The organism is Cohnella nanjingensis (assembly GCF_014212125.1).
Classification (GTDB): domain Bacteria; phylum Bacillota; class Bacilli; order Paenibacillales; family Paenibacillaceae; genus Cohnella; species Cohnella nanjingensis.
Genome location: NZ_JACJVP010000018.1, coordinates 60,669 through 82,816, shown reverse-complemented (window position 1 = coordinate 82,816; position 22,148 = coordinate 60,669). Strand labels below are relative to the sequence as shown.

Sequence of the window (22,148 nt, the reverse complement as noted above, 5' to 3'; positions counted from 1 at the left end):
GTTAGTTATTCAGTGGCCTCCTGGTCGGAGAGGTTTTTGTCGCATCGCTGCGCCTAAAGGATGAGGAACTGATCGCGAAGACCTAGCCGCTACCTGACGAAGCGGCAAGCTCCCGCTCCGCTTCGTCCAGTTGGTCTTCGCCGAACACCTTGAAGCCGTGAAGCCGCAGCAGCGCCGCCGTCCGGCCTTCGCCGGCCACCTTCGCACCCGTGAAGGAGCCATCGTAGACGTGCAGGCTGCCGCATGACGGACTGTTCTGCTTCAGGATCGCGAACGCCACGCCGTGCTCTTGCGCGAGCTTCAGCGCCGCCTGGGCGCCGGCTTCGAACGCCGCCGTGAAGTCCTCTCCCGCCGCCGTCACCACCCGGTCGCCCCGGATCTCGGCAGGGGGCCGCGGCGTCGGGAGGCCGCCCGTCACTTCGGGACAGATCGGCATGAACCGCCCTTCGTCGTACCATTTCTGGAATCGTTCGTCTCCGCAAAGCGCGCCTTTGCTGTCGTAACGTACCTTCTGACCGAGCAGACAGGCGCTCACGAGAATTTTCGTCATTACCGGGTCACTTCTCCCACTGTCTGAATCTCTCGCCGTACAACGGAGCGCGAGACTTCACGCTCATACGTGCATCTGCGCCGCAGCCTCGTCCCACGGCACGCCGTACCCTTGCCCCTTCGCGCAGAAGATCGAGATCGACGTGTACGCGGGGTCCGCATTCTTGTCGTAGCCGCGCTTGGCGATGACCGCTTCCGAGTCGTGGCAGCGCTCATACCCGCCGAATGACAATCGGACCGTGCCTCGGCCCTGGGTGAAGGCGGCGAGCTCCGCCGCATAGTTCAGGAAGGTCGCCACCGGCGCGCGCCCGGTCACGGCGGCGCGGTCTCCCGCGATCTCCGGGGGATCGAATCGCCCGGACGCCTGTTGAATATCCGACAGCACGCGACCCATGTGATCGAGCTCGACCTTGATCTTAAAAGCGTACCAAGGCTCGAGCAGCACGTTGTCGGCCTGCTCCAGACCTTGCCGCAGCGCGCGGAACGTCGCTTCGCGGAAGTCGCCTCCGCTCGTATGCTTGTTGTGCGCGCGGCCTTTGACGAGCGTGACCTTCACGTCGGTGAGGGGAGACCCCGTCAGCAGGCCGTGATGGGCGCGTTCGAAGAGATGCTGCTTCACCAGGTTCTGGAACTGGGTGGGGAGCATGTCCGGGTGACATTCGTTCGCGAAGATCAGGCCGCTGTTCGGCGCGCCCGGCTCGATCCGCAGATGCACTTCGGCGTAGTGTCCGAGCGGCTCGAAGTGCCCGCAGCCCAGAACCGGGCCGGCAACCGTCTCCTTGTACAGAATCTCGGGCGGACCGAAGTGCACCCCATAGCCGAACCGTTCGCGCACGACCCGCTCCAGCACCTCGAGCTGGATCGTCCCCATGACGCGCAGCTGAATCTCCTCCAGCTCTTCTTCCCAAGTCACGCTGAGGGAGGGATCTTCCGCGTCCAGGATCTTAAAGCAGCGCAGCATGTCTTTCGGATGAATGACGGCCGGGAATTGCACGCTCGACGTCAACGTCGGCGCGACCTCGTAGACGGCGGCTTCGGCCAAGCCCCCTACGCCGTCGCCCGCGGCAGCGGCGGATAAGCCGACCGCCGCGAACAGCTGTCCAGCGTCCACGCGATCAACGATCGTCGCCTTGCTTCCGCTCACCAGCCGCAGCTGCGTGACCTTCTCGCGCAGCCTATCCGGCCCCGCCTCGCCGTAGCCGATCTCTTCCCGCACGGCGAGCGATCCCCGCAGCGCCTTCATGTACGTGACGCGCGAGCCGCTCTCGTCGTGCCTGATCTTGTACACCCGTCCGGCGAACGGCCCCTCCGCGTCGTAGGCGGTATCGGTCAGCGCATCGAACCGGGCCAGAAATTCCGTCACGCCGATATCCTGCAGCGCCGAGCCGCTCGCATACGGGAACAGCCGCCCTTCGCGAATCATCCGCTGCAACGCGGTCAGCCACAGCGCGGGATCGTACGCGTCGTCCATATACAGCTCCAGCAGGCGTTCATCGCGTTCCGCGACGCTGGCGATCAGCTCGTCCCGCCAGCCTCGCTCGCCCCACCCGGCCGTCAAGTCGCACAGGTTCGGCGTCAGGCTGCCGCGGATCTCCTCCGCCACCCGCGTCGCATCAGCGCCGGTCCGGTCGATCTTGTTGATGAAGAAGAAAGTCGGCACGCCGTGCTTGCGCAGCAGCTGCCACACCGTCTCCGTATGTCCTTGCACCCCTTCGACCGCGCTCACGATCACGATGGCGTAATCCATCACCTGGATCGCCCGCTCCATCTCCGGCGAGAAATCGACGTGGCCCGGGGTGTCGATGAGATTGTACGTATGGCCGTTATAATGGAAGATCGCCTGGTCGGCGAAGACGGTAATGCCCCGTTCCCGCTCGATGTCGTGGCTGTCGAGGAACGCATCCTTGTGGTCGACGCGCCCGCGCTGGCGGATGCTCTTGGTATGGTAGAGCCATTGCTCGGCGAACGTGGTCTTGCCCGCGTCCACGTGAGCGAACAGCCCGATCGTCTTGTGCACTAGTGATCGCTCCTTGCCGCTATCCGATCTTCGGGTCCGGTCTCCGGCGGCACGTACCTGTAGCGCTCGAGAGACACGCGCCCTCTGACGTCGACTTCGACGCCTTCCTGCTCCAGATAGAGCTGCTGCATATAGCGTCCTTCCCCGTCCGGGATCGCGATCTCCCCTTGGGCGTTAATGACGCGGTGCCACGGCAGTCCGTGCTTCGCGCTCATCGTATGCAGAATCCGCACGACCTGCCTCGCGCCCCGGGGGCTGCCGGCCGACGCCGCGACCTGTCCGTACGTCATGACGCAGCCCTCGGGAATCCCCTGGATGACCTCGATGACGCGTCTCGTAAAAGGCTGCATGATTCACCTTCCTCCGGTCGCCGCTCTGGCTGCAGCTTTATCCGGCTTCGTCCGCCCGTGCCGTTCGGAAGGCGGGGGCGGGTCATTCGGAGACGAGCCGGACGAGGATAGACGAGCCTGATCCTCTTTCCGATCCGCCAAATAAAGAAAAGCCTTTGAACCAAAGGTCCAAAGGCGGTTGTGCAGGGCTATTTTTTTCGAGACCTTATTCGACATCATATCAAATCGGCGAGAAACAGTCTATACTTTGCGCGCGAATGCCGTTAGAGTGGGGGTTGCCGGCCGGCCATCACCGATAGAAAGGCGTGTTGCTCCTTGTCTCACGACTGTCATCTCGATCCGATCGATCTGCAAGCCTATGTGCGTCAAGTTCTCGGCAGCGGCTATGTCGTGCAGCATGTGACCCGCATGCATGGCGGCGCGCAGAAAGTCGTCTACAAGATCGAATGTGCCGGCGGCTTTGTTTGCGTGCTGTACGTGTGGGATTTATCGAACAATTATTTTCAAGAAGAAATCGAGAACGACGATCCGAACGAGCGCTCCTACGGCGGCGACTTGTTCGAGCGGAACAACCGGCATCTCGCTTCGCAGGGCATTCGAACGCCCGCCCTCTATGACATGTACCGGGAACGGACCGCGCGGTACCCTTATGACTACGCGCTCGTGGAGTATGTCGGCGGGCCGAAGGCGGAGGCCTATCTCCGCCATCCCGATGTATGGACGCGCGATCGGGTATTCGGCGCCTTGGGCGAGATGCTGTCGCGTATGCATGCCGACGAGCGTGCAGTCTACTGCAAGCTGGATCGTCTAGGCCTGGGCGAGCATGCGGAAGCCTGTCACTTGCGGAGGTTGGATAGCGTGAAGCCTCAGCTGGTCTACGCCGCCGCGCATCTGGACCGAATCGGCGTCTATCATCATCAACTGCTCGACCGCTTGCACGCGCTGGCATCCCGGATCGCGCCCCGAAGCCGATACGGATTCATCCATGGGGAACTGGGTCCCGACCACGTCTTGGTGAACGAAAGTCTGGAGCCTTATCTGATCGATATCGAGGGAGCCGCCTTCTTCGACATCGAGCATGAGCATAGCTTCCTTGAGTTTCGGTTCGGGGAGGATTACCGCTATCTGAGGCACGATTCGCTCGACCCCGACCGCATGGCGTTCTACCGTTTCTGCCACCACCTGTCGCTGACCGCGGGCGGACTGAAGCTGCTCCATCGCGGCTTTCCGGACCAAATCTTCGCCCGGGGGCTGGCCGACCACCATGCCCGGCGCGCGCTCCGGTACATTGGGGCGGAGGCGGAGTAAAGACCGAAGGGCGAGCTCTAACCCGACTTTTTCGGGTTAGAGTGTCCCATCCGCAATCCTGACGAGCTGCAGCCCGACTTTTTCGAGTTAGAGCGGCTCATTCGCGCTCGTGGCGAGCTGCAGCCCGATTTTTTCGGGTTAGAGCGGCTCATTCGCACTCCTGACGAGCTGCAGCCCGATTTTTTCGGGTTAGAGCGGCTCATCCGCACTCCTGACGAGCTCTAACCCGACTTTTTCGGGTTAGAGCGGCCCATCCGCACTCCTGACGAGCTGCAGCCCGACTTTTTCGGGTTAGAGCGGCTCATTCGCGCTCGTGGCGAGCTGCAGCCCGATTTTTTCGGGTTGCGGCTCTTTTTTTATACATCCTATTCCAATGCATAGATATTCGATGTATAATCAAAACATCTTAACCCGCTAGGAGACATGCAATGAAGATCAACAAAGAGCTGATGAAGGGCAGCACGGTCATCCTCATCTTGACGCTGCTCGGCCGTAAGGACATGTACGGCTACGAGATGACGAAGGAGCTCGAGCTGAAGTCGGAAGGCGTATTTACGTTGAAGGAAGGAACGCTATACCCCATCCTTCACGCGCTGGAGGTGGAGCGGCTCGTTCAAGCGTACTGGAGCGAAGAAGGCGGTCGCAAGCGCAAGTATTATCAGATCACGGACGAGGGCCGCAAGCAGCTCCGCGAGAAGCAGCAGGAGTGGGCGCTGTTCCGGACGACCGTCGACCGGGTCATCGGGGAGGTGCATCCATGAGCCAGAGCTTAGATCGCCACCCCGCCGTGATCGCCTTCCTTGACCGGGTATGCGCACAGGTGCGAGCCAAGGAGATGCATGCCGAGATCCGCCACGAGATGCTCAATCACCTGGAAGAGCTGACGGCGGAGAGAGAAGCGCTTGGCGACAAGAACGAAGAGGAAGCGCTGGAAGAAGCGCTGCGCCAGATGGGGGACCCCGAGCAGGTCGGCAAACAACTGCACACCGTACATAAACCGAAGCCGGAATGGAGCGTCATCGCGTTGGTGGCCGGCATGATCGCGATCGGGCTCGTCTCGCTGTTCGCTTTGCAGCTGTCGTTGGACGGACAACTTTCCCTCGGGCGCAAGCTGGCGTTCGGATTTGCGGGCGTGGCGGCTATGTTCGCTCTGTATTTTGCCGATTATCGCAGGTTGTTCCGTTACTCCTGGCCTTTGTATATCGTGACGGTACTGCTTCTGATCGTGGTTAATCAGCAGTCCCTAGCCGTGAACGGAGCCAAGCAGTGGCTGCTCTTGGGCCCATTCAGCGTAAACGTCTATGCCCTATCTCCTTATTTGCTCATCATCGGGGCCGCCGGGATCCTGATGCAGAAAAAGCCGATAGCCCGAGGGCTGCGAGAGAGGGCGCTCTCGGCGGCGAAGGAAACGGTTCTCTTCATCCTCGTTCCCGCTTATTTCTATTTAATGGCGCCTGCATTCGCTTATCTTACGGTGTACGCCGTAGGTTTGGCCGTGCTCCTGGTCGTCTCCGGCAGAGGGAGATTGCTGCTTGCCAGCTTTGGCGGATTATCCCTTGCGCTTGTTTACTTCGTGGTCTACCGGACGCACTCGGCATCTTTCTGGCAGCGTATAGACGCTTATCTGAATCCGGGGGCGCACGCCGATGACCGCGGCTTCCTGACTTTGCGTTCTCTGGAAGCCCTTCGTTCGGGAGGCTTGTGGGGACAAGGATTCGGCATCCCCAACCGCAGACTCCCCTACGTAACGGATGAACTCGTCTACTCCTACCTGGTGTACAGCCTCGGCTGGGTGTTCGGGATCGTTGTCGCGGGTATCGCACTGCTCTTCATCGTCCGCACCGTTCGGATGGGCGTCAAGCTGCAGGATCGCTATGCGAAAGGGCTGGTTGTAAGCTTGTCCGCCGTACTCGGCATCCAGCTAGTATGGACTATGCTGATGTGCACGGGGCTGCTCCCGTCCCTTAGCATGACGCTGCCGGTAATGAACTGGAACGCCAATACGGTAATCGAACTCGCGGTTGTCGGACTCATGCTCGGTGCCTATCGGCGCAAAGACATGTTCAGACCCAGCTCGGAACCCGCCTTAACGACAAACTAAATCGAATAAGGGACGACGCAGGCTCTAACCTGTGCCGTCCCTTTTTGCTAAGCCTGCACGCCGACGTCAATAAGACGTATTATGCGGCTTATTTTTGGTTTCGTCGCTCGAACACCCATTTAAGACGCATTTTACGGCTTATTTCCCGATTTCGGGGCACGAACACCCATTTAGGACGCATTTTACGGCTTAATTGGCTCGCCGGGTCACTCCGCAGACTCCGCCTCCTGCTCCCGCGCCATCCACGACTCGTACAGGCGCTCCAGCGCCTGCTGCTCCGCCTCCCGCTCGGACCACAGCCGCTCATACGCTTCGGCTTCCGCAGCGTAGTCGGTTGCCGCGAGCCTCGAGTCGAGCGCCGCCAACCGCGCTTCGGCGGCTTCGATCTCGCGCTCCAGCCGCGCGGGATCGACCGCGCCGGCCACGACCGCCGCCGGCTGCGTTTTCCCCTGTGCCGCCGGCCTCCTTCCCGCGCGGCTCTCTTGGCCCGGCTTGCCGACCGTACCGGCCTGGGTCGCAGCTTGCGTCCCTACACCCGGCTTGCCTTCCGAGTCGGATCCCTCGGCCGCGCATGCCGATCCTTCCGTATCATCCATCCGCACGGTCCGGCCCCCACTGCCCGGCTTCCCAACCTTCGCCGCCGCGGGCACTGCCTCCGCGCCTTCTTGCATCTGCTGCAAGCGGTCGCGCTGCTCCCGGTAGGCGTCGAAGTTGCCGATGTACGTCGCGAGCTTGCCGTCTCCGAGCGACCAGACGGCGTCCGCGATCCGGTTGATGAAGTAGCGGTCGTGCGAGATGGCGAGCACCGTGCCGGGGAACGCGTCGAGCGCCTCCTCCAGCGCCTCGCGCGAGGCGATGTCCAGATGGTTGGTCGGCTCGTCGAGCAGCAGCAGATTCGGCTTCCGCCGCATCAGCACGGCGAGGCGCAGCCGCGTCCACTCGCCGCCGGACAGCTTGGAGATCGGCTTGAACACGTCCGGCCCGAAGAGCAGATACCGCGCGAGCAGTCCCCGCGCCGCGCCCTCCTCGACGGCCGTCTCCTCCCGGAAGTGCTGCAGGACGCTCTTCTTGCCTTCCTCCGGCGCTTCTTCTTGGCCCAGATAGCCGACCTCCACGCGAGCGCCGAGCGACACCGTCCCGTCATCCGGCGCGAGCTCGCCCAGCAGCAGGCGGAACAGCGTGCTTTTCCCCGCGCCGTTGTCGCCGATGAGCACGGTCTTCTCCCCGTAACGGAGCAGCCCGCTGATCCCGTCCAGGATCGCGCGTTCGCCGTACGCTTTGCGCAGCCCCTCGAATTGCGCGACGTCTCTGCCCGAGCGGTCCGCAAGCGTCAGCGCGAACTCCGCGGACCGCGGGTCCAGAACCGGCCGCTTCAGCCGTTCGATCCGGTCGAGCGCCTTCTGCATGGAAGCCGCGCGCTTGATGAACTTCTCGTTGTCGCCCTGCCTGCCCCACGTCAAGAGCCGCTTGATCGACTCCTCCATCTTGGCGATCTTCTTCTGCTGGTCCTGGTAGGCCGCGAACTCCCGGAGCAGGCGCTCTTCCTTCTCCTTCACGTAGCCCGTGTAGTTCGTCGCGTACGCGGACAGCTCCCCGTCCTCCAATTCGATCACCTGCGTCACGACGCGATCCAGGAAGTAGCGGTCGTGCGAGACGAGGACGCAGGCCCCGTCGTAGCTCCGCAAATATTGCTCCAGCCATTCGACGCCGTTCAGATCGATATGGTTCGTCGGCTCGTCGAGCAGGAGCAGATCCGGTCGTTCGATGAGCAGCGAAGCCAGCGCAGCCTTCGTCTTCTCCCCGCCGGACAAGCTGGCGAAGGAGCGCCCAAGCTGCTCCCGCGCGATGCCGAGACCGCTCGCCACCTGCTCGATCCGCTTCTCCATCTCGTAGCCGCCTTCGTGCTCGAAGCGCTCCTGCGCGTCCGCGTATTCGCCGAGCAGCTTCGTCATGCGCCGCTCGTCCGCGGCCGCCTCAGGCGATGACATGGCCGCTTCGAGCTCCGTCATCCGGGCCTTTATCGCCAAGGCATGACGGTACCCGCGGGCTAGCACGTCATAAACGGAAGTCTCGTCCGTCAACTCCGGAATCTGGGCCAGATAGCCGATGCGCGTATCCTTGCGAACGGCGAGCTGTCCTTCGTCGGGCGTGTCGAGTCCCGCCAGCAGGCGGAGCAGCGTGGACTTGCCGCTGCCGTTGCGGCCGATCAATCCGATCCGGTCGCCGGACCGGATCTCGAGGGCGAGGTTCTCCAGCACGAGCTGGGCGCCGTGGTATTTATGCAGTTGTTGCGCGCTTATGATCAACATGGGGAATTTCCTCCTTAGGATGGACCCCTGACCTGCGCCGTCTTCCAAACGAAAAAGAGACGCGGGAAATGTCCCGCGTCTCTCCGGTAAAATCCGTCGAGGCTAGGTAGGAGTCATTTCGCGATGGGAATAACCGTATGCTTGAAAATGGACAGACTGATCCCGTCGGCCATCCCAGCGTTGATAATGCCAGCCATCTGAATAGGCAACTGGCTCAAACGGTTATTCACGGATTCGCGATTCATCCTACCTCACCTCCTCCCTTAAATTAACCTCACCTTATCACATCGCGCGCGCGAGATCAAGAACCTCGCTGCCCCTTGAACTGAAGCACATGCGACCAATCCAGATGCTCGTAGTAGTCCGTCCCGGGGTCCAAATTCCGAATCCAGCGCAAGGCCTGCGCCGGGTCGCTCCCCGCCAACATGACGTCCGCCTGCTTCGCGCTTCGGTTCGAGCGGACCCAGGCGAGCCGCTGCCCAGGCAACGCCAACGGTTGATAGTCGCCGATCTCGGCACCAGGCGACGTGAACTTCTCCTGGCTTGCGTTGTCCAAGCTCACTTCGGCCAAAAATGGCAGAGGACGCGCGGCCGGATCGCTGCTCCACTGCGACTCGGGCGCCCGGGAGACGACGATGCGGCGGTCGCCATGCCAAGCGAAGCTCTGATCCACGAAGCCGGAAGGCGTATAGACGACGGGCTTGCCGTTCGGCGCCTCTACGACTTTGAGCTTCTTGTCTTGCGTGGTCTCCCTTCCGACGCCCGCGATGTAGGCAAGCTTCTCCCCTTGCAGTCCCCAAGAGAACCATTCCTCGTACGCCAGCATCTGATCGATCTGCTTGAACGTTCGGCCGTCCGCCGACAACACGCATAGATAGTCGGCATCGGCCGACAGGGATGCGGTGGGATGGGCGATGAACGCGATCCACTTGCCGTCCGCCGACCATTTGAACGTACTCGTCCCTACGGCGAAAAAGTCGTTCGACATGGCCGGCAGCACATAGAGCGTCTCGATGCCGCCCGGCCGGCTTCCCGTCGGCAGCCGGATCTTCCCGATCCGCACCGGCGTCCAGCTCCCGGCGATCAGATGCGCCGAGGACGAAGCGAGGAAGCCCGTGCCGTCCGGCAGCCAGGCGAAGTTGTCGATGTCCGAAGCCGCGAGTACCGGGAGGGACGTCGTCGATTGCATTTCCAGCATGTAGAGTCTGTCCTTGTCCAAGTAGGCCAGACGGCTGCCGCTTGGCGACCAGCGGTAGCTTCCCTTTCCGTTACCCGTCGCCACCTGACGGCTCGCGCCGGTCGAGACGTCCAGCACCCACAATTCCGCTTCCTGTTTCCCTCTCGTGAACGCGATCCAGCCCCCGTCATGCGACCACTTCGGATTGCGCACGTATTCGCCCCGGGTCAGCGGCCGTTCGGCCCCGCCGGACTTGACCCACAGGTCTCCGCTTCGCACGAAAGCCGCCGTCGGCTCGGCGGCAGGTCCGGTCGGGTTCGCGGGCGTCGGCGCGGCTCCGGCATGCGCGATACCGACGCATGACGCCAAGATCACGGCGGCCAGCAGCCCGCGCTTGCTTTTCCGGAATGCCATCTTGTTCCCTCCTTGCTCGGTCTTAATTTGACCTAACGCCGCGGAGATCATGCCTGCCCGTCCCTGCGCTAGTAGAGGCGGGGAAGCCGAGCACGGAATCGTTCCCTCCTCGCAAACAAAGACCCCCAACCGGCATGCGCCGGTCGGGGATCGGAAGGTTTTCTTATGCAGCCGCGGAAGCCGTTGGCATTACTGCGCGTAGTAACCGCCGTCGATCGGAAGCTCGACGCCCGTAATATACGAGGACTCGTCGGACGCCAGGAACAGCACGCCTTTGGCGATGTCTTCGGCTTTGCCGAGGCGCGGCAGCGGCGTCTGGGACAGGAACCATTGGCGCATCTGATCGTTCGCCATCAGATCCGCCGTCATCGGCGTCTCGATATAGCCCGGATGGACGGAGTTGGCGCGGATATTGTGCTTCGCGTAGTCGATGGCCGTCGCTTTGGTCAGCATGCGCACGGCCCCTTTGCTCGCGGTGTAGGCGCCGGCCCCGCTGCCGCCGGTCAGGCCCGCGATCGACGAGATATTGACGATAGAGCCTCCGCCGTTCTCGATCATATGCGGCAGGACCGCCTTCTGGCCGAGGAAGATGCTCGTCAAGTTGACGGACATGATCTTGTTCCACAGATCGACCGTCGTATCCATGAACGGAACGGTGCTGGAGATGCCGGCATTGTTGACGAGAATGTCGATCTTGCCGAATTGCGAGAGGGTCTCGGATACGACGCGAGCCCAATCCTCCTCCGAAGCGACGTTGTGCGCGAAGCCGATCGCTTCCCCGCCGCTCTCGCGGATCTCCGCCACGACGGCTTGAATCTTGTCTTCTTGAATGTCGGTGATGGCGACTTTGGCGCCTTCCTTGGCGAACAGAATAGCGTCCGCTTTGCCCATGCCGCCTGCCGCGCCCGTAATAATCGCTACTTTATTCGCTAATCTTCCCATGATTAGCGCCTCCTTGTGCATCCGTATTATTGGTGCCCGGGAACCGGGCCAGCATCTTCTCGAAACCCGTGATAAGCATATCCATCTCGGCATCCGTAAAGTCCGCCCACATGCCGCCCGTCAGCTCCTTGTACCGTTCTTCCAATCGCTGCTGGACCTGCCGGCCCTCGTCCGTGAGGCGCAGATAGACGCTGCGCCGGTCGCTCTCGGACGCCAGCCGTTCGACGTAGCCTTTGCGGACCAGCTTGTTGGATAGGTTCGTGACGGCCGGAAGCGTAATATCGAGCGCGGCGGCCAGCTCCGAGCAATTGCGGGAGCCTTCGGCAGCGAGAATCTGAATGATGTAGAATTGGGGCGCCGTTAGATCCTTGTCCAGCATCTTGGCGTAACCGACGACGATCTTGTTCATATAAGCCGATATGAATTCCGACAACCGTTCTTGACGATTCAGCTTTCCCTCTCCTTTCCCGATTGCAGTAATGGAACGCGCGAAGTCTTTTCGTTTTGGCGGCAATTAGTTAAGAACTTTGAATAATTCTATTGTAACACTTTTGCCCACATAATCAAGGCGAATGGCAGCCTTCTTCCTTGGTAACTCCTGCTGCGTTCAAGAATTCTTCAGTTCCCGAGCAAGGGCGGATCCGACCCAACGGGCCGGAGCGCGCGTACGATGCTTCTTAGCGTGCAGCAGCAGCGGAAGAATATTGGACGCTGTAACGATACTTCTTATCGTTACAATCACCCGCAACAGCCAACTGGACACTGTAACGATACTTCTTATCGTTACAGTCACCCGCGACGTCCAATTGGACGCTGTAACGATACTTCTTATCGTTACAGTCACCCGCAGCAGCCAACTGGACGCTGTAACGATACTTTTTATCGTTACAGTCGCCCGCGGCAGCCAACTGGACGCTGTAACGATACTTCTTATCGTTACAGCCACCCGCAACAGCCAACTGGACGCTGTAACGATACTTCTTATCGTTACAGTCGCCCGCGGCAGCCAACTGGACGCTGTAACGATACTTCTTATCGTTACAGCCACCTGCGGCGAGGCTCGAATAGGTAAGCCTTTGACCGGACGCGGAGGCTTGCCGGTACGCGAAAAAAGCCTTCCGGATCTGCCGGAAGGCCTCGCGCCATGCCCTATTTTGAAATATCGTCGTTCTGCGACGTCCCTATCCCTATCGTCCGTTCCCGAAGAAGTCTGCGAGCGCTGAAGCGATCAACTTTGCAGGGAGCTTCTTGGTGTGGCCGAGCCCCTTTTGGCTCAACAGTCGCGCGTGCGGGAGCACGCTAGCCAACGCTTGTGCGGCATGGCGCAGACTCGCCGGGCTCTCAGTGCCTTCGAGCACCAGCGTTGGCATCGTCACCGCGCGCCATTGCTGACCGGGCAGCGGCTTGCCGGCCGTATAGCCATCCAGCAGCGCGGCGTCGTAGGGCAGCGTGTGCGCGACGGCCATGAGATTCGACCATACGCCCGGCATCAGCCGCATCATGCCGACGACGAAGGCCGGCGCGCCCATGCCCTGCGTCATGAAATACTTGATAGTGTCGGCGCGGCGATCGTCCGCGATCAGCTTGGCGACCTGCTTGGCGAAGCCGGCCGGCGGCTGGCGATCGGCGGGATCGACCACGAACGGAGGCTCATGCAGCGCCAGCTTCGCGATGCCCGTCCCTTGAGCCGCCGCCTGCAGGGCCAAGACCGCCCCGGACGACAGTCCCCACACGAAGGCGGAACCGCCGGCTTCCTCGATCAGCGCCTCCAGATCTTCGATCTCCCGCGCGATGTCGTAAGGCTGCGTATCGCCGCTGTCCCCGCGGCCGCGGCGGTCGTAGTTGTAGACCGTGTAGCGATCCGACAGCAGCTGGGCCAGCTGTACCTGTCCCGGGAAGTTGCGATAACTGAACGCGCCCGCCACGAGGATCAGCGCCGGCCCCCGGCCCGTCTTGTCATAGGCGATCTTGGTTCCGTCTTTGGAAGTTGCCGTGTACATGGTTTATTCTCCTTCGTCATGGTCCCTGATTTTGATCGGCATACCCAACTTATCGGATATCCGAGCCTCTATGATGACGACGAACCGCCGGCGGCCAAATCGACACTTCCGCAAAAATATAGGAATAAAAAGACTTCGGCATCTCCAACTGCCGCAGCCCGTTCTCTCCTTCGCCGATTTCTGGGGCATTCGGTTCACGGAACGTCGTATCGACCGTTTCTTCTCTCGTTTTGAAGCAACCTAAGTCAAGAGGCATTCCAAGCCCAAAAAACCGACGCCCTAGGGACGCCGGTTCCTCTATTGGTATTACACGGTATGACTTGGTATGACTAAGCTTGCTGTTTCTCGACACTGGTCAACAAGCTCGTGATCTTGCCCAGGTGCATCGCTTCATGCATCAGTTGGAAATTGTACAGCGTGCCGGCGGTCTCGAATTTCAGCGGCCCGACCTCGAGCGGCGCGCCTAGCGCTGCGTCCAGGTCCTCCGGCCGGATCTCGGACATACGCCCGAGCTGAGCGGTCAGTTGACCGATCAATGCTTCCTTCGTAGGCGGAGCAGCGGTCCAATCGGCCGGCTTCGTGCCGGAGGCAAAGAAGGCGGCGTAATCGGCGGGCAAGGTCGAAGCTTTCCCGAAGCAAAGGGAGAAGGTCGTATCCATCCAATAAGCCAGATGGCCGGCATGCCAGCGGATCGTATTGTTCCAGCCTTCGGGCCGGATGTCGAAGCGTTCTTCCGGAATGGCCTGCAGTTGACCGATGGCGAGCTGGCGGACGGATGGAGCGGATTGAAGTACGATGTGGGACATGCAACAACGCCTCCTAATAGGGGATGGGGTAAATCACAAGGCCATCGTAGCCCCATTCCCACTGCCAGAACCACCCTTTTCACTGCCATACGGTGCCACTTGCACCGCCAAGCCCGTTTTTTCGCAAAAATCAGGCCGCGTTCTTCTCCTTCAGCGACAGCGCCACCAATCTGGCCCCCGCGTTCTGCCAATTGTAGCAGGTGCGCTCCGGCACCTGCGACCGGAACCAGTCCAAAGCTTCCTGCGACGGCTCGTCCAGATGATCGGCCGTGTACCGGATGCTGTAGGGTTTGATCCCGACGATGTACGGATAGTACAACGCATTGTAATAGCGCCATTCCTCGGTCGCCCCGAAAGCCTCGTCCTGCTGCGGCTTGAGCCGCGCGATACACTCTGCGAGGAGCGCTTTCAGCTCGATCGCCCGCTCCAGCACCTCGTCCGAGCCGCCGCGCTCCCGCAGGCGGCGTTCGACCAGCTCCAGCTGCGTGAGCGGGTTGGTCGCCAGGCGCTGCAGATCGCCGAAGTGGCTCAGCGCCCGCCGGGTGCAGCGGTACAGCTCCTCCTCGTCCATCTCCTCGGGTTCGGCCGCTTCGTCCACGCGCGTCTGCACCGTCTCGACGACGCGCATCCGCGAACGATCCTCCCGCAGCTTCGGGAAAGCGGCGAACGCGATACGGTCCCACAACGCCCGGATCGGACTCCAGAAGATCTGGAACGCGATCGAGACGGCGATGCTGGCGAGCAGCACCGGCTTCGTCCTGGCGTCGAAGCCCGGGCCAAGCCCGATCGCGAGCGCGACCTGCCCGGAGAACAGCAGCGTGAAGAGGACGGTATAGTCGAACGACCGCGTCAAGTCGGGCAGCCAGGCTTCGCCCAGTCGGCGAATCTCCCGAACGAGCAGCCCTCCCGCGAGCAGCAGCCAGCCGACCGCACCCGCCACCCAAGGTCCCGGCAGGGCGAAGCCGTCCGCGGCCCCGATCGCCCAGGCGGCGGCGCCAAGGACGAGGATCGCCGGGAACACGAAGATCGGCTGGGTCCACCGGCTGCCCGTCGTCTCGTCCGTTCGCGTATCTCCTTCCCGTCGGCTGGACAGGGACAGCAACGGCAGCGCGAGCCAGGAGAGCCAAGGCAGGAAGAACAAGATCCGGCCGGCCTCCGCCATGCCGCGGACATGCGGCGAGAGCGCCGTCGCACCCAACCCTAGCCCGTAAGCCAGCAGACCGAGACCCACGGACAAGAGATGCCTGTTGCGCGCATCGCGATGAATCAGGTACAAGCCCAGCCATATCGCAGCGCCGTAGCCAAAATAGAGCAGTATCATAGGTAGGGAGAAATTCCTTTCTTCGCTGACCGGGATCGCGTGAAGTGGCCAGCCTCTTCTCCATTATATGGATTCCCCTATGGAGAAGCCATACCGAGCGCACGCCACCTCCTCGTCGGCATGATTGATTGGCAGACTCCCGCTTAGGGATGCCGCAGACTCAAGCCCAAAAAAACCGCGCCCCCATGATGAGAGCGCGGCCATCCTCTTCCTCTTCCTCTTCCTCTTCCTCTTCCTCTCCCTCTGCCTCTTCCTCTGCCATCTCCTATGCGTTTACGGGCTTGCCGTCTCGGGCGATAGGGGTCCTGGCTCGGGCCAGCGGGGGTCGATCCCGTTCGTTTACCGCTCCGCTTCCCCTCCGCCAATCGTCCGCGCAAACCAGGCTGCCGCGGCATCGACTTCGGTCTGGGTCAGCCGGTGGCCGGCGTTCTCCCAATGAACCGCGACCGAGGCTCCCGCCCCTTCCAGCAGCGCCGTCAGCTCCCCGATCTCCGCCGGCGAGCAGATCGGATCGTTCTGGCCTGCGCCGATGAAGATCGGCACGCCGGACAAATCCGGCAGCTGCCTTCCGCGCAGCGGCACCATCGGATGATGGAGGATGGCGCCGCGCAGCGCGTCGGCGTAATGGAACAAGAGACTGCCCGCGATGTTCGCGCCGTTGGAGTAGCCGACCGCGATTACGTTCCGGCGGTCGAAGCCGTATTGCGCGGCGGCTTCGTCCAGGAAGCCGTTCAACTCCTCCGTGCGGAAGACGAGATCCTCCTCATCGAAGACGCCCTCCGCGAGCCGCCTGAAGAATCTGGGCATGCCGTTCTCGGATACGTTGCCCCGGACGCTCAGTACGGAAGAGGACGGCGACACGATCCTCGCGAGCGGCAGCAGATCGCGCTCCGTGCCACCGGTGCCGTGCAGCATGAGCAGCACCGGCGCATTCGCGTCCGTCCCGGGCTGATAGAGATGCTTCATTGTGCGTCAGCCCCCAATACGCGCACCTGAATCGGCGGCAGATTCGCTTCGATCACCGCGCGATGCGGTTCATACCAGTCGGGCAGCATCAGATGCTCGCCCAGCGCTTCGGGCGCTTCGTCCCGCGCGAATCCGGGCGGATCCGTCGCGATCTCGAACAGGATGCCGCCTTCCTCCCGGAAGTAGACGGCGTTGAAGTATTGGCGGTCGACGATCGGCGTCGGATGGTAGCCGTGCTCCTCGACGCGGCTTCTCCAACGCGCATGCTCCGCGTCGTCCTTCGCGCGCCAGGCGATATGATGTACGGTGCCGGCACCGCCCGAGCCGTGCTCCACCGGCGTCGCGTTCACGTCGATGATATTGCCGATATCGGCGGTGGACCGATAGCGGACGTAGCCGCCCTCTTCGCCGACCTTGGTCAACCCCATCACGTTCTCCAGCAGATCCGCCGTCCGGTTAGGCGCCGCGCTCAGCAGGATGGCGCCGCCGAACCCCTTAATCGCCCGGTCTACGGATACGCCGCCGAAGGACCATGCGCTCGCTGCCCCCTCCCGGCGCGCGACGAGCTCGATCCGCAGGCCGTCCGGGTCTTCGAACTGCAGGTACGTTTCTCCGAACCGCTCGGTCTCCGCGAACGGAATCTCGAAGCGGTCCAGCCGCTCTTGCCAGAAGTCCAGGGCGCCCTCGGGCACGACGTACGTCGTCGTCCCCACTTGCCCCGCGCCGATGCGTCCTTTCCGGGAGTCCCGCCACGGGAAGAAAGTAATGATCGTGCCCGGGCTGCCGATCTGATCGCCGAAGTACAGGTGGTACACTTCCGGCGCGTCGAAGTTGATCGTTTTCTTCACCAGCCGAAGCCCCAGGATCCCCGAATAGAAGTCCACCGTCGCCTGCGCGTTCCTCACGAACGCCGTAATATGATGAATGCCTGCCGTTTGAAATGTCATCTCGAATCTCTCCCCTCGATTTTGGAAAAGCGTGCCTTATCCGAATTTCGTTCGCTTATTATGCCCTGTCCCTTAGCCGATCCTTAGTTGAACGCGGCGTCCAGCGAGTAGTCGCCAGCGCCGATAAACGCCACGGCCACGGCAACCGCAATCAGCGTCAGCGGGTACTCGAATCCGTTCGCCGTCGCCCACAGACCGTTCTTGCCGTGTACTTTGAAGGTACCCAGCATGGTCAATACGATCAGCACGGCGGCTACCGGCGTGAGCCATCCCGCCGCGAACAGGATGCCTCCGACCAACTCCATCAGCCCGGCCGCTATGGCCATCGGCACGCCCGGCCGAATGCCGATCGACTCCATCCAGCCGCCCGTCCCTTTCGGACCGTGTCCGCCGAACCAACCGAACAGCTTCTGAGCGCCATGCCCGACGAACAACAAACCTACGACCAACCGTACGATCAACAATCCCCATGCGATACTCATTCGAATCTCCTCCATGTTTTAGGTTTGATTGGCGGTTCCTTTTCAATCACTATGCTTAATTTAAAGAATCTCTATTTTAAGATATATGACCTGGAAAAACGTCTCCCGACTGCGCGGGCACGTGTGTGCCAAGCGACGCTACTTGAAGCCGCCCTGCGCGTATTTGCCCAACTTCTTCAGCAATCGGCTCGCCTCCCTCTGTTCCTCAGGCGTCAACCCCGCGACCGCCCGGCCGATGACGCCGGCGTGCTTCGGGAACACCTCGTCGATGAACGCCCGGCCGTCGTCCGTAATCTCCGCGTAGATCAGGCGGCGGTCATCGGTGGAGGCCTTCCGCTTCACGAGCCGCTTCTGCTCCAGCTTGTCGACCACGTAGGTGATGTTGCCGCTGCTCATCAGCACCTTGCCGCCAATCTGCTGAATCGGCTGCGCCCCCTTGTGGTATAGCAGCTCGAGCACCCCGAACTCCGTCCGATTCAGGCCGTGACCCTTGATATCCCGGTCGGTGTGGGCGTTCACCCATTGACTTGCCCGCGACAGCGCGATGTAGAGATCGAGCGCATCCGCTTGATCGTCCGCCATGGCCACTCGCCTCCTTTAACTGCGCTTTGTTATATCTTGATTTTAAGATACTTTAATTGCAGGGAATTGTCAAGCGGTTTTTTTGTCCCACATGGGGCCATTTGCCTGGAACCTTTCCCCGATGCGCGCGTATCATCTAGATGGACCTTGAATTATTGTCACCTTAATTCGAATTCCAAATGCTCACGAACGAGACGCACATCAGGATTCGAAGAGAGGGAGACTATAGCTATGCCTAATAAAGAACAAGATCGCTGGAGATCCGATATCGCCCCCTACGAACGTTCGCAGTTCAAACGCAGTCTCTGGCAGCTCGCGAATACGCTTGTCCCGTTTATCGGACTATGGTTCGCGGCTTACTGGAGCTTATCCGTTTCCTATTGGCTCACCTTGGCCATCGCCATCCCCGCAGGCGGATTTCTGGTGCGCATCTTCATTATCTTCCACGACTGCTGCCACCGGTCGTTCTTTCGCAGCAAGCGAGCCAACGCGATCCTCGGCACGATCACCGGCATCCTCACTCTTAGTCCCTATGCCCAATGGCGCCATACCCATTCGATCCACCACGCGACGAGCAGCAATCTGGACCGCCGCGGCGTAGGCGATATCTGGACGCTCACGGTGGAGGAATACTTGTCCGCTTCCCGGACGAGGCGGCTGGCTTACCGGATCTATCGCAACCCCGTCGTCATGTTCGTGCTCGGTCCCGTTTATATTTTCCTCATCGATTACCGATTCAACCGCAGGCGGGCAAGCCGCTCCGAACGCCTCAATACGTATATCACCAACGCCGGCATCCTGGCGCTGGCCGGGCTGCTCAGTTGGGCGATCGGCTGGCAGGCGTATCTGCTCGTGCAGTTGCCCATCTTCCTCCTCTCCGGCATGGCCGGCATCTGGCTGTTCTATGTGCAACACACGTTCGAGGATTCCTACTTCGAGCAGGAAGCGGAGTGGAATTACGTGAGCGCGGCCGTCCACGGGAGCTCCTACTACAAGCTGCCGAAGGTTCTGCATTGGATTACCGGCAATATCGGCTATCACCACGTGCACCATCTGAGTCCGCGGGTTCCCAACTATCACCTGGAGAAGGTGCATAACGGCACCCCGATGCTGCAGAAAGTCCAGACGATCACGCTGCTGACCAGCTTGAAGTCGCTGCGGTTCCGCCTCTGGCACGAGCACGGCAAGAAGTTCATCGGGTTCAAGGAGCTGCGCCAGCTTGCGCTGCCGCGAAGCAAGAGCTCTTCTTCCTTATAGAGATCGCAGAGCCGCCTCCGGGCGGCTTTGCTGCATAATGGGGAAGCTCCGGATCGCTCAAGCCGATGGGCTCCCATCTAGATCGCATCCGCTCATAGCCCATCCATTTGCCACATATGCATATAACAAGTGAAGATGGCCTCGCGCTTTTCCGCAAGGGCGATCCATTTTTATCGGAGACGATTCGGAAAAAGGACAGCCGAAAGCGGTTCTTCCCGGATCGTCAGGCTTAGGCAACGAGCATCGGGAACGATCTCTTAGAGGGGAGCGAAGAAACGGATGGATCGCTTAACGACCAATCAAGGCGTGCCGATCGGCGACAATCAGAATTCGAAGACGGCCGGGCAGCGGGGGCCGACCCTGCTCGAGGATTATCAACTGCTGGAGAAGCTCGCGCATTTCGACCGCGAACGGGTACCCGAACGCGTCGTGCATGCCCGGGGCGCCGGGGCGCATGGCGTGTTCCGCGTGACGAACGGCATGAAGCGCTACACGAAGGCGGCTTTTCTGCAGGAGGAGGGCGCGGAGACGCCGGTGTTCGTCCGCTTCTCCACCGTCGTTCACGGCCAGCACTCTCCCGAGACGCTGCGCGACCCGCGCGGGTTCGCCGTGAAGTTCTACACGACCGAGGGCAACTACGACTTCGTCGGCAACAACCTGCCGGTCTTCTTCATCCGCGACGCCATGAAGTTCCCCGACATGGTGCACTCCTTGAAGCCCGATCCGCGCAACAACATCCAGCACCCCGACCGGTACTGGGACTTCATGTCCCTCACGCCCGAATCGACGAACATGCTGGTGCACCTGTTCACCGACGAAGGCATCCCCGCGAGCTACCGGGAGATGCGGGGCTCGAGCGTGCACGCGTTCAAGTGGATCAACGCCTACGGGAACGCGGTCTATGTGAAGCTGCGCTGGGTGCCGAAGCAAGGCATCCGGAACTTGTCCGCCCAGGAAGCGAGCGCCATTCAGGCGGTCGACTTCAATCATGCGAGCCGCGATCTCTATGAAGCGATCGAACGGGGAGACTTCCCGGCGTGGGATCTGGTCGTCCAGATTCTGGACCCCGCCGACATCGACAGCCTGGACTTCGATCCGCTCGATCCGACCAAGGACTGGTTCGAGGACGTCATCCCGTATCGGACCGTCGGCACGATGACGCTGAACCGCAACCCGGACAACGTATTCGCCGAGACGGAATCGGTCGGCTTCAACCCGGGCGTAGTGGTGCCCGGCATCGAACCGTCCGAGGACAAATTGCTGCAGGGCCGCCTCTTCTCCTATTCGGATACGCAGCGTTACCGGATCGGGACGAATTACTTGCAGCTGCCGATCAACTGTCCCTACGCGCCCGTGAACAACAATCAGCGCGACGGGGCGATGTCCGCCAGACAGCAGAGCGGTCATATCAACTTCGAGCCGAACCGCTATCAGGATACCCCGAAGGAGGATCCTTCTCTCAAAGAGGCGCCTACGCCGCTGCAGGGCGAATCCGGCCGGCAGAAGATCGAGAAGACGAACGACTTCGGGCAAGCCGGGCAAGTGTGGAACCGCTACAACGAGTCGGAGCAAGCCGCGCTCGTGAACAATCTGGCGGCGGACCTGGAACCGGTAGCGAAGGAGACGCAGCTGCTCGTCCTCTGCAACTTCTACCGGGCGGACCCTGCGCTCGGCCAACGCGTGGCGCACCGGCTGCAGGTCGACCTCTCGCCCTATTTACAGCATTTGGCCCCGAAGAGCTAAGCGGGCGGGGAACGGCGCGAGATCCCGGAGCACGAACAGAAATGGATCGCGCGAAACGGATCATGAAGCACATCAAAAAGCGGTTGGCAGCAAGCTGCCAACCGCTTTTCTTCCGAAATACCGTTCATTCGTTCAGGACGAGGTCGTACGCCACCTCGAAGTTCGTACCGAGCGGCAGCAGCTCATACAAGTACCGTCGCAGCAGCTCCCGCTCGATCTCGGTCACGACGGCTTGCGTATGAACGCTTAAGTAGACCATGCCCGCCGCTTGATCGTACCGCTCGAACACAATCTCCCCCTCGGCGAACATGCCGTTCAGCACGCCGATGATCCCCGGGAGATCCAAGCTCCGGCTCATCGCGGCCCGCTCGACGCACTCCGGCAGCGCGCCCGCAGGCGGCACCTCTTCTTCCTGGATCATGGAGTATGCCTTGATCTTGAAGCATACATAAGGAACCAGATAGTCGGCCGCAAACCTCCGAAGATCCGCTTGATCGGCGTCGGGAAGCTGCAATTGGTCGTTCCATGCGTAGATCGTGGCCGCGTGGCGGCTGCTCGTATGGATTCGGATATAGCGGAGGTGCGGGAAACGGGCGCGGACGAGAGATTCGGACAATAAGCGGGTGCCCATGGGATCTCATCGCTCCTTCCTCTAATGGGATTGGCAGACAGCTGCCGGGCTGGAGGCTGCGAACCGGATGGCGAAGGCGACGGTGAGTACGCTTACAAGATTCTTATTCGTCTGCCGGTACGGTTTATGTATGTTTTAGCGGCGTGGTGCGGGCAGCGGACAAGACAAGGCATTGGGAACGCGTGCGTTGAATATCGTTAGACAACCATAAGACGCCACCTGATCCCCGACATACCGGGAATGGAG

22 protein-coding genes are annotated in these 22,148 nt (G+C 61.2%); 5 read left to right on the top strand and 17 right to left on the bottom strand.

What is annotated here, in order from left to right:
* Positions 1–82: 82 nt before the first annotated feature.
* The 3 genes from H7C19_RS11105 to H7C19_RS11095 all read right to left on the bottom strand — a co-directional run bounded on the left by H7C19_RS11105 (position 83) and on the right by H7C19_RS11095 (position 2,916).
* On the bottom strand, positions 83–550 hold the full coding sequence (locus tag H7C19_RS11105) for a 2-thiouracil desulfurase family protein (RefSeq protein WP_185142719.1): 468 nt from the start codon (positions 548–550) through the stop codon (positions 83–85).
* Positions 551–613: 63 nt separating this feature from the next.
* On the bottom strand, positions 614–2,566 hold the full coding sequence (locus H7C19_RS11100; RefSeq protein WP_185142718.1) for a GTP-binding protein: 1,953 nt from the start codon (positions 2,564–2,566) through the stop codon (positions 614–616).
* The gene (locus tag H7C19_RS11095) at positions 2,566–2,916 is read right to left on the bottom strand and encodes an MGMT family protein (protein ID WP_185142717.1); all 351 of its coding nucleotides are present in this window, start codon (positions 2,914–2,916) and stop codon (positions 2,566–2,568) included. The genes H7C19_RS11100 and H7C19_RS11095 overlap by 1 nt, the downstream gene beginning before the upstream one ends.
* Positions 2,917–3,276: 360 nt before the next feature.
* On the opposite strand from H7C19_RS11095, the gene H7C19_RS11090 reads away from it, so the two are divergent.
* The 3 genes from H7C19_RS11090 to H7C19_RS11080 all read left to right on the top strand — a co-directional run bounded on the left by H7C19_RS11090 (position 3,277) and on the right by H7C19_RS11080 (position 6,325).
* A complete protein-coding gene (locus H7C19_RS11090; RefSeq protein ID WP_185142725.1) occupies positions 3,277–4,224 on the top strand; it encodes a phosphotransferase in 948 nt (315 codons plus the stop codon).
* 428 nt (positions 4,225–4,652) lie between these two features.
* Positions 4,653–4,985: a PadR family transcriptional regulator gene (locus H7C19_RS11085; RefSeq protein ID WP_185142716.1), complete on the top strand. Its 333-nt coding sequence runs from the start codon at positions 4,653–4,655 to the stop codon at positions 4,983–4,985.
* Entirely contained in the window at positions 4,982–6,325 is a 1,344-nt protein-coding gene (locus H7C19_RS11080; protein ID WP_185142715.1) for an FtsW/RodA/SpoVE family cell cycle protein, read from the top strand. The genes H7C19_RS11085 and H7C19_RS11080 overlap by 4 nt, the downstream gene beginning before the upstream one ends.
* Before the next feature lie 206 nt (positions 6,326–6,531).
* Here the strand turns inward: H7C19_RS11080 and abc-f are convergent, their stop codons facing one another.
* From abc-f to H7C19_RS11025, 13 genes are all read right to left on the bottom strand, one after another.
* Positions 6,532–8,634: a ribosomal protection-like ABC-F family protein gene (gene abc-f, locus H7C19_RS11075; RefSeq protein ID WP_185142714.1), complete on the bottom strand. Its 2,103-nt coding sequence runs from the start codon at positions 8,632–8,634 to the stop codon at positions 6,532–6,534.
* Between the two features lie 113 nt (positions 8,635–8,747).
* Positions 8,748–8,879 carry a hypothetical protein gene (locus H7C19_RS35200; RefSeq protein ID WP_281384852.1) on the bottom strand — a complete coding sequence of 44 codons (132 nt, stop codon included), beginning with the start codon at positions 8,877–8,879 and terminating at the stop codon, positions 8,748–8,750.
* 56 nt (positions 8,880–8,935) lie between these two features.
* Positions 8,936–10,225, bottom strand: a complete 1,290-nt coding sequence (locus tag H7C19_RS11070) for a PD40 domain-containing protein (RefSeq protein ID WP_185142713.1) — start codon at positions 10,223–10,225, stop codon at positions 8,936–8,938.
* 189 nt (positions 10,226–10,414) lie between these two features.
* Complete coding sequence (locus tag H7C19_RS11065) at positions 10,415–11,167, bottom strand: SDR family NAD(P)-dependent oxidoreductase (RefSeq protein WP_185142712.1); 753 nt, start codon at positions 11,165–11,167, stop codon at positions 10,415–10,417.
* On the bottom strand, positions 11,148–11,600 hold the full coding sequence (locus H7C19_RS11060; RefSeq protein ID WP_246469432.1) for a MarR family transcriptional regulator: 453 nt from the start codon (positions 11,598–11,600) through the stop codon (positions 11,148–11,150). Before H7C19_RS11060 ends, H7C19_RS11065 begins: the two co-directional genes overlap by 20 nt.
* Positions 11,601–11,844: 244 nt before the next feature.
* Positions 11,845–12,177: a hypothetical protein gene (locus H7C19_RS34265; RefSeq protein ID WP_221469180.1), complete on the bottom strand. Its 333-nt coding sequence runs from the start codon at positions 12,175–12,177 to the stop codon at positions 11,845–11,847.
* Between the two features lie 177 nt (positions 12,178–12,354).
* Positions 12,355–13,167 (bottom strand): alpha/beta fold hydrolase, encoded by an 813-nt coding sequence (locus H7C19_RS11055; protein ID WP_185142710.1) that lies wholly within the window; start codon positions 13,165–13,167, stop codon positions 12,355–12,357.
* Between the two features lie 329 nt (positions 13,168–13,496).
* A complete protein-coding gene (locus tag H7C19_RS11050; protein WP_185142709.1) occupies positions 13,497–13,973 on the bottom strand; it encodes a DinB family protein in 477 nt (158 codons plus the stop codon).
* 130 nt (positions 13,974–14,103) lie between these two features.
* Complete coding sequence (locus H7C19_RS11045; RefSeq protein WP_185142708.1) at positions 14,104–15,294, bottom strand: hypothetical protein; 1,191 nt, start codon at positions 15,292–15,294, stop codon at positions 14,104–14,106.
* Between the two features lie 339 nt (positions 15,295–15,633).
* Positions 15,634–16,260 (bottom strand): alpha/beta hydrolase, encoded by a 627-nt coding sequence (locus H7C19_RS11040; protein WP_185142707.1) that lies wholly within the window; start codon positions 16,258–16,260, stop codon positions 15,634–15,636.
* On the bottom strand, positions 16,257–17,207 hold the full coding sequence (locus tag H7C19_RS11035) for a ring-cleaving dioxygenase (protein WP_185142706.1): 951 nt from the start codon (positions 17,205–17,207) through the stop codon (positions 16,257–16,259). The genes H7C19_RS11040 and H7C19_RS11035 overlap by 4 nt, the downstream gene beginning before the upstream one ends.
* Before the next feature lie 83 nt (positions 17,208–17,290).
* Complete coding sequence (locus H7C19_RS11030; protein WP_185142705.1) at positions 17,291–17,689, bottom strand: DoxX family protein; 399 nt, start codon at positions 17,687–17,689, stop codon at positions 17,291–17,293.
* A gap of 138 nt (positions 17,690–17,827) precedes the next feature.
* Positions 17,828–18,271 (bottom strand): MarR family winged helix-turn-helix transcriptional regulator, encoded by a 444-nt coding sequence (locus H7C19_RS11025; protein WP_185142704.1) that lies wholly within the window; start codon positions 18,269–18,271, stop codon positions 17,828–17,830.
* A 231-nt stretch (positions 18,272–18,502) separates the two neighbouring features.
* On the opposite strand from H7C19_RS11025, the gene desA reads away from it, so the two are divergent.
* Positions 18,503–19,528 carry a Delta(5) desaturase DesA gene (desA, locus tag H7C19_RS11020; protein WP_185142703.1) on the top strand — a complete coding sequence of 342 codons (1,026 nt, stop codon included), beginning with the start codon at positions 18,503–18,505 and terminating at the stop codon, positions 19,526–19,528.
* Between the two features lie 279 nt (positions 19,529–19,807).
* Complete coding sequence (locus H7C19_RS11015) at positions 19,808–21,271, top strand: catalase (protein WP_185142702.1); 1,464 nt, start codon at positions 19,808–19,810, stop codon at positions 21,269–21,271.
* Positions 21,272–21,395: 124 nt separating this feature from the next.
* Here H7C19_RS11015 and H7C19_RS11010 read toward each other — a convergent pair whose 3' ends face one another.
* On the bottom strand, positions 21,396–21,902 hold the full coding sequence (locus H7C19_RS11010; protein WP_185142701.1) for a hypothetical protein: 507 nt from the start codon (positions 21,900–21,902) through the stop codon (positions 21,396–21,398).
* Between the last annotated feature and the right edge of the window lie 246 nt (positions 21,903–22,148).

Coding starts and splice junctions, on each gene's coding strand:
- H7C19_RS11080 (WP_185142715.1), top strand. CDS start 4,982: ATGAGCCAGAGCTTAGATCGCCACCCCGCCGTGATCGCCTTCCTTGAC.
- abc-f (WP_185142714.1), bottom strand. CDS start 8,634: ATGTTGATCATAAGCGCGCAACAACTGCATAAATACCACGGCGCCCAG.
- H7C19_RS11095 (WP_185142717.1), bottom strand. CDS start 2,916: ATGCAGCCTTTTACGAGACGCGTCATCGAGGTCATCCAGGGGATTCCC.
- desA (WP_185142703.1), top strand. CDS start 18,503: ATGCCTAATAAAGAACAAGATCGCTGGAGATCCGATATCGCCCCCTAC.
- H7C19_RS11070 (WP_185142713.1), bottom strand. CDS start 10,225: ATGGCATTCCGGAAAAGCAAGCGCGGGCTGCTGGCCGCCGTGATCTTG.
- H7C19_RS11035 (WP_185142706.1), bottom strand. CDS start 17,207: ATGACATTTCAAACGGCAGGCATTCATCATATTACGGCGTTCGTGAGG.
- H7C19_RS11025 (WP_185142704.1), bottom strand. CDS start 18,271: ATGGCGGACGATCAAGCGGATGCGCTCGATCTCTACATCGCGCTGTCG.
- H7C19_RS11040 (WP_185142707.1), bottom strand. CDS start 16,260: ATGAAGCATCTCTATCAGCCCGGGACGGACGCGAATGCGCCGGTGCTG.
- H7C19_RS11010 (WP_185142701.1), bottom strand. CDS start 21,902: ATGGGCACCCGCTTATTGTCCGAATCTCTCGTCCGCGCCCGTTTCCCG.
- H7C19_RS11045 (WP_185142708.1), bottom strand. CDS start 15,294: ATGATACTGCTCTATTTTGGCTACGGCGCTGCGATATGGCTGGGCTTG.
- H7C19_RS11055 (WP_185142710.1), bottom strand. CDS start 13,167: ATGTACACGGCAACTTCCAAAGACGGAACCAAGATCGCCTATGACAAG.
- H7C19_RS11015 (WP_185142702.1), top strand. CDS start 19,808: ATGGATCGCTTAACGACCAATCAAGGCGTGCCGATCGGCGACAATCAG.
- H7C19_RS35200 (WP_281384852.1), bottom strand. CDS start 8,879: ATGAATCGCGAATCCGTGAATAACCGTTTGAGCCAGTTGCCTATTCAG.
- H7C19_RS11085 (WP_185142716.1), top strand. CDS start 4,653: ATGAAGATCAACAAAGAGCTGATGAAGGGCAGCACGGTCATCCTCATC.
- H7C19_RS11065 (WP_185142712.1), bottom strand. CDS start 11,167: ATGGGAAGATTAGCGAATAAAGTAGCGATTATTACGGGCGCGGCAGGC.
- H7C19_RS11050 (WP_185142709.1), bottom strand. CDS start 13,973: ATGTCCCACATCGTACTTCAATCCGCTCCATCCGTCCGCCAGCTCGCC.
- H7C19_RS11030 (WP_185142705.1), bottom strand. CDS start 17,689: ATGAGTATCGCATGGGGATTGTTGATCGTACGGTTGGTCGTAGGTTTG.
- H7C19_RS11105 (WP_185142719.1), bottom strand. CDS start 550: ATGACGAAAATTCTCGTGAGCGCCTGTCTGCTCGGTCAGAAGGTACGT.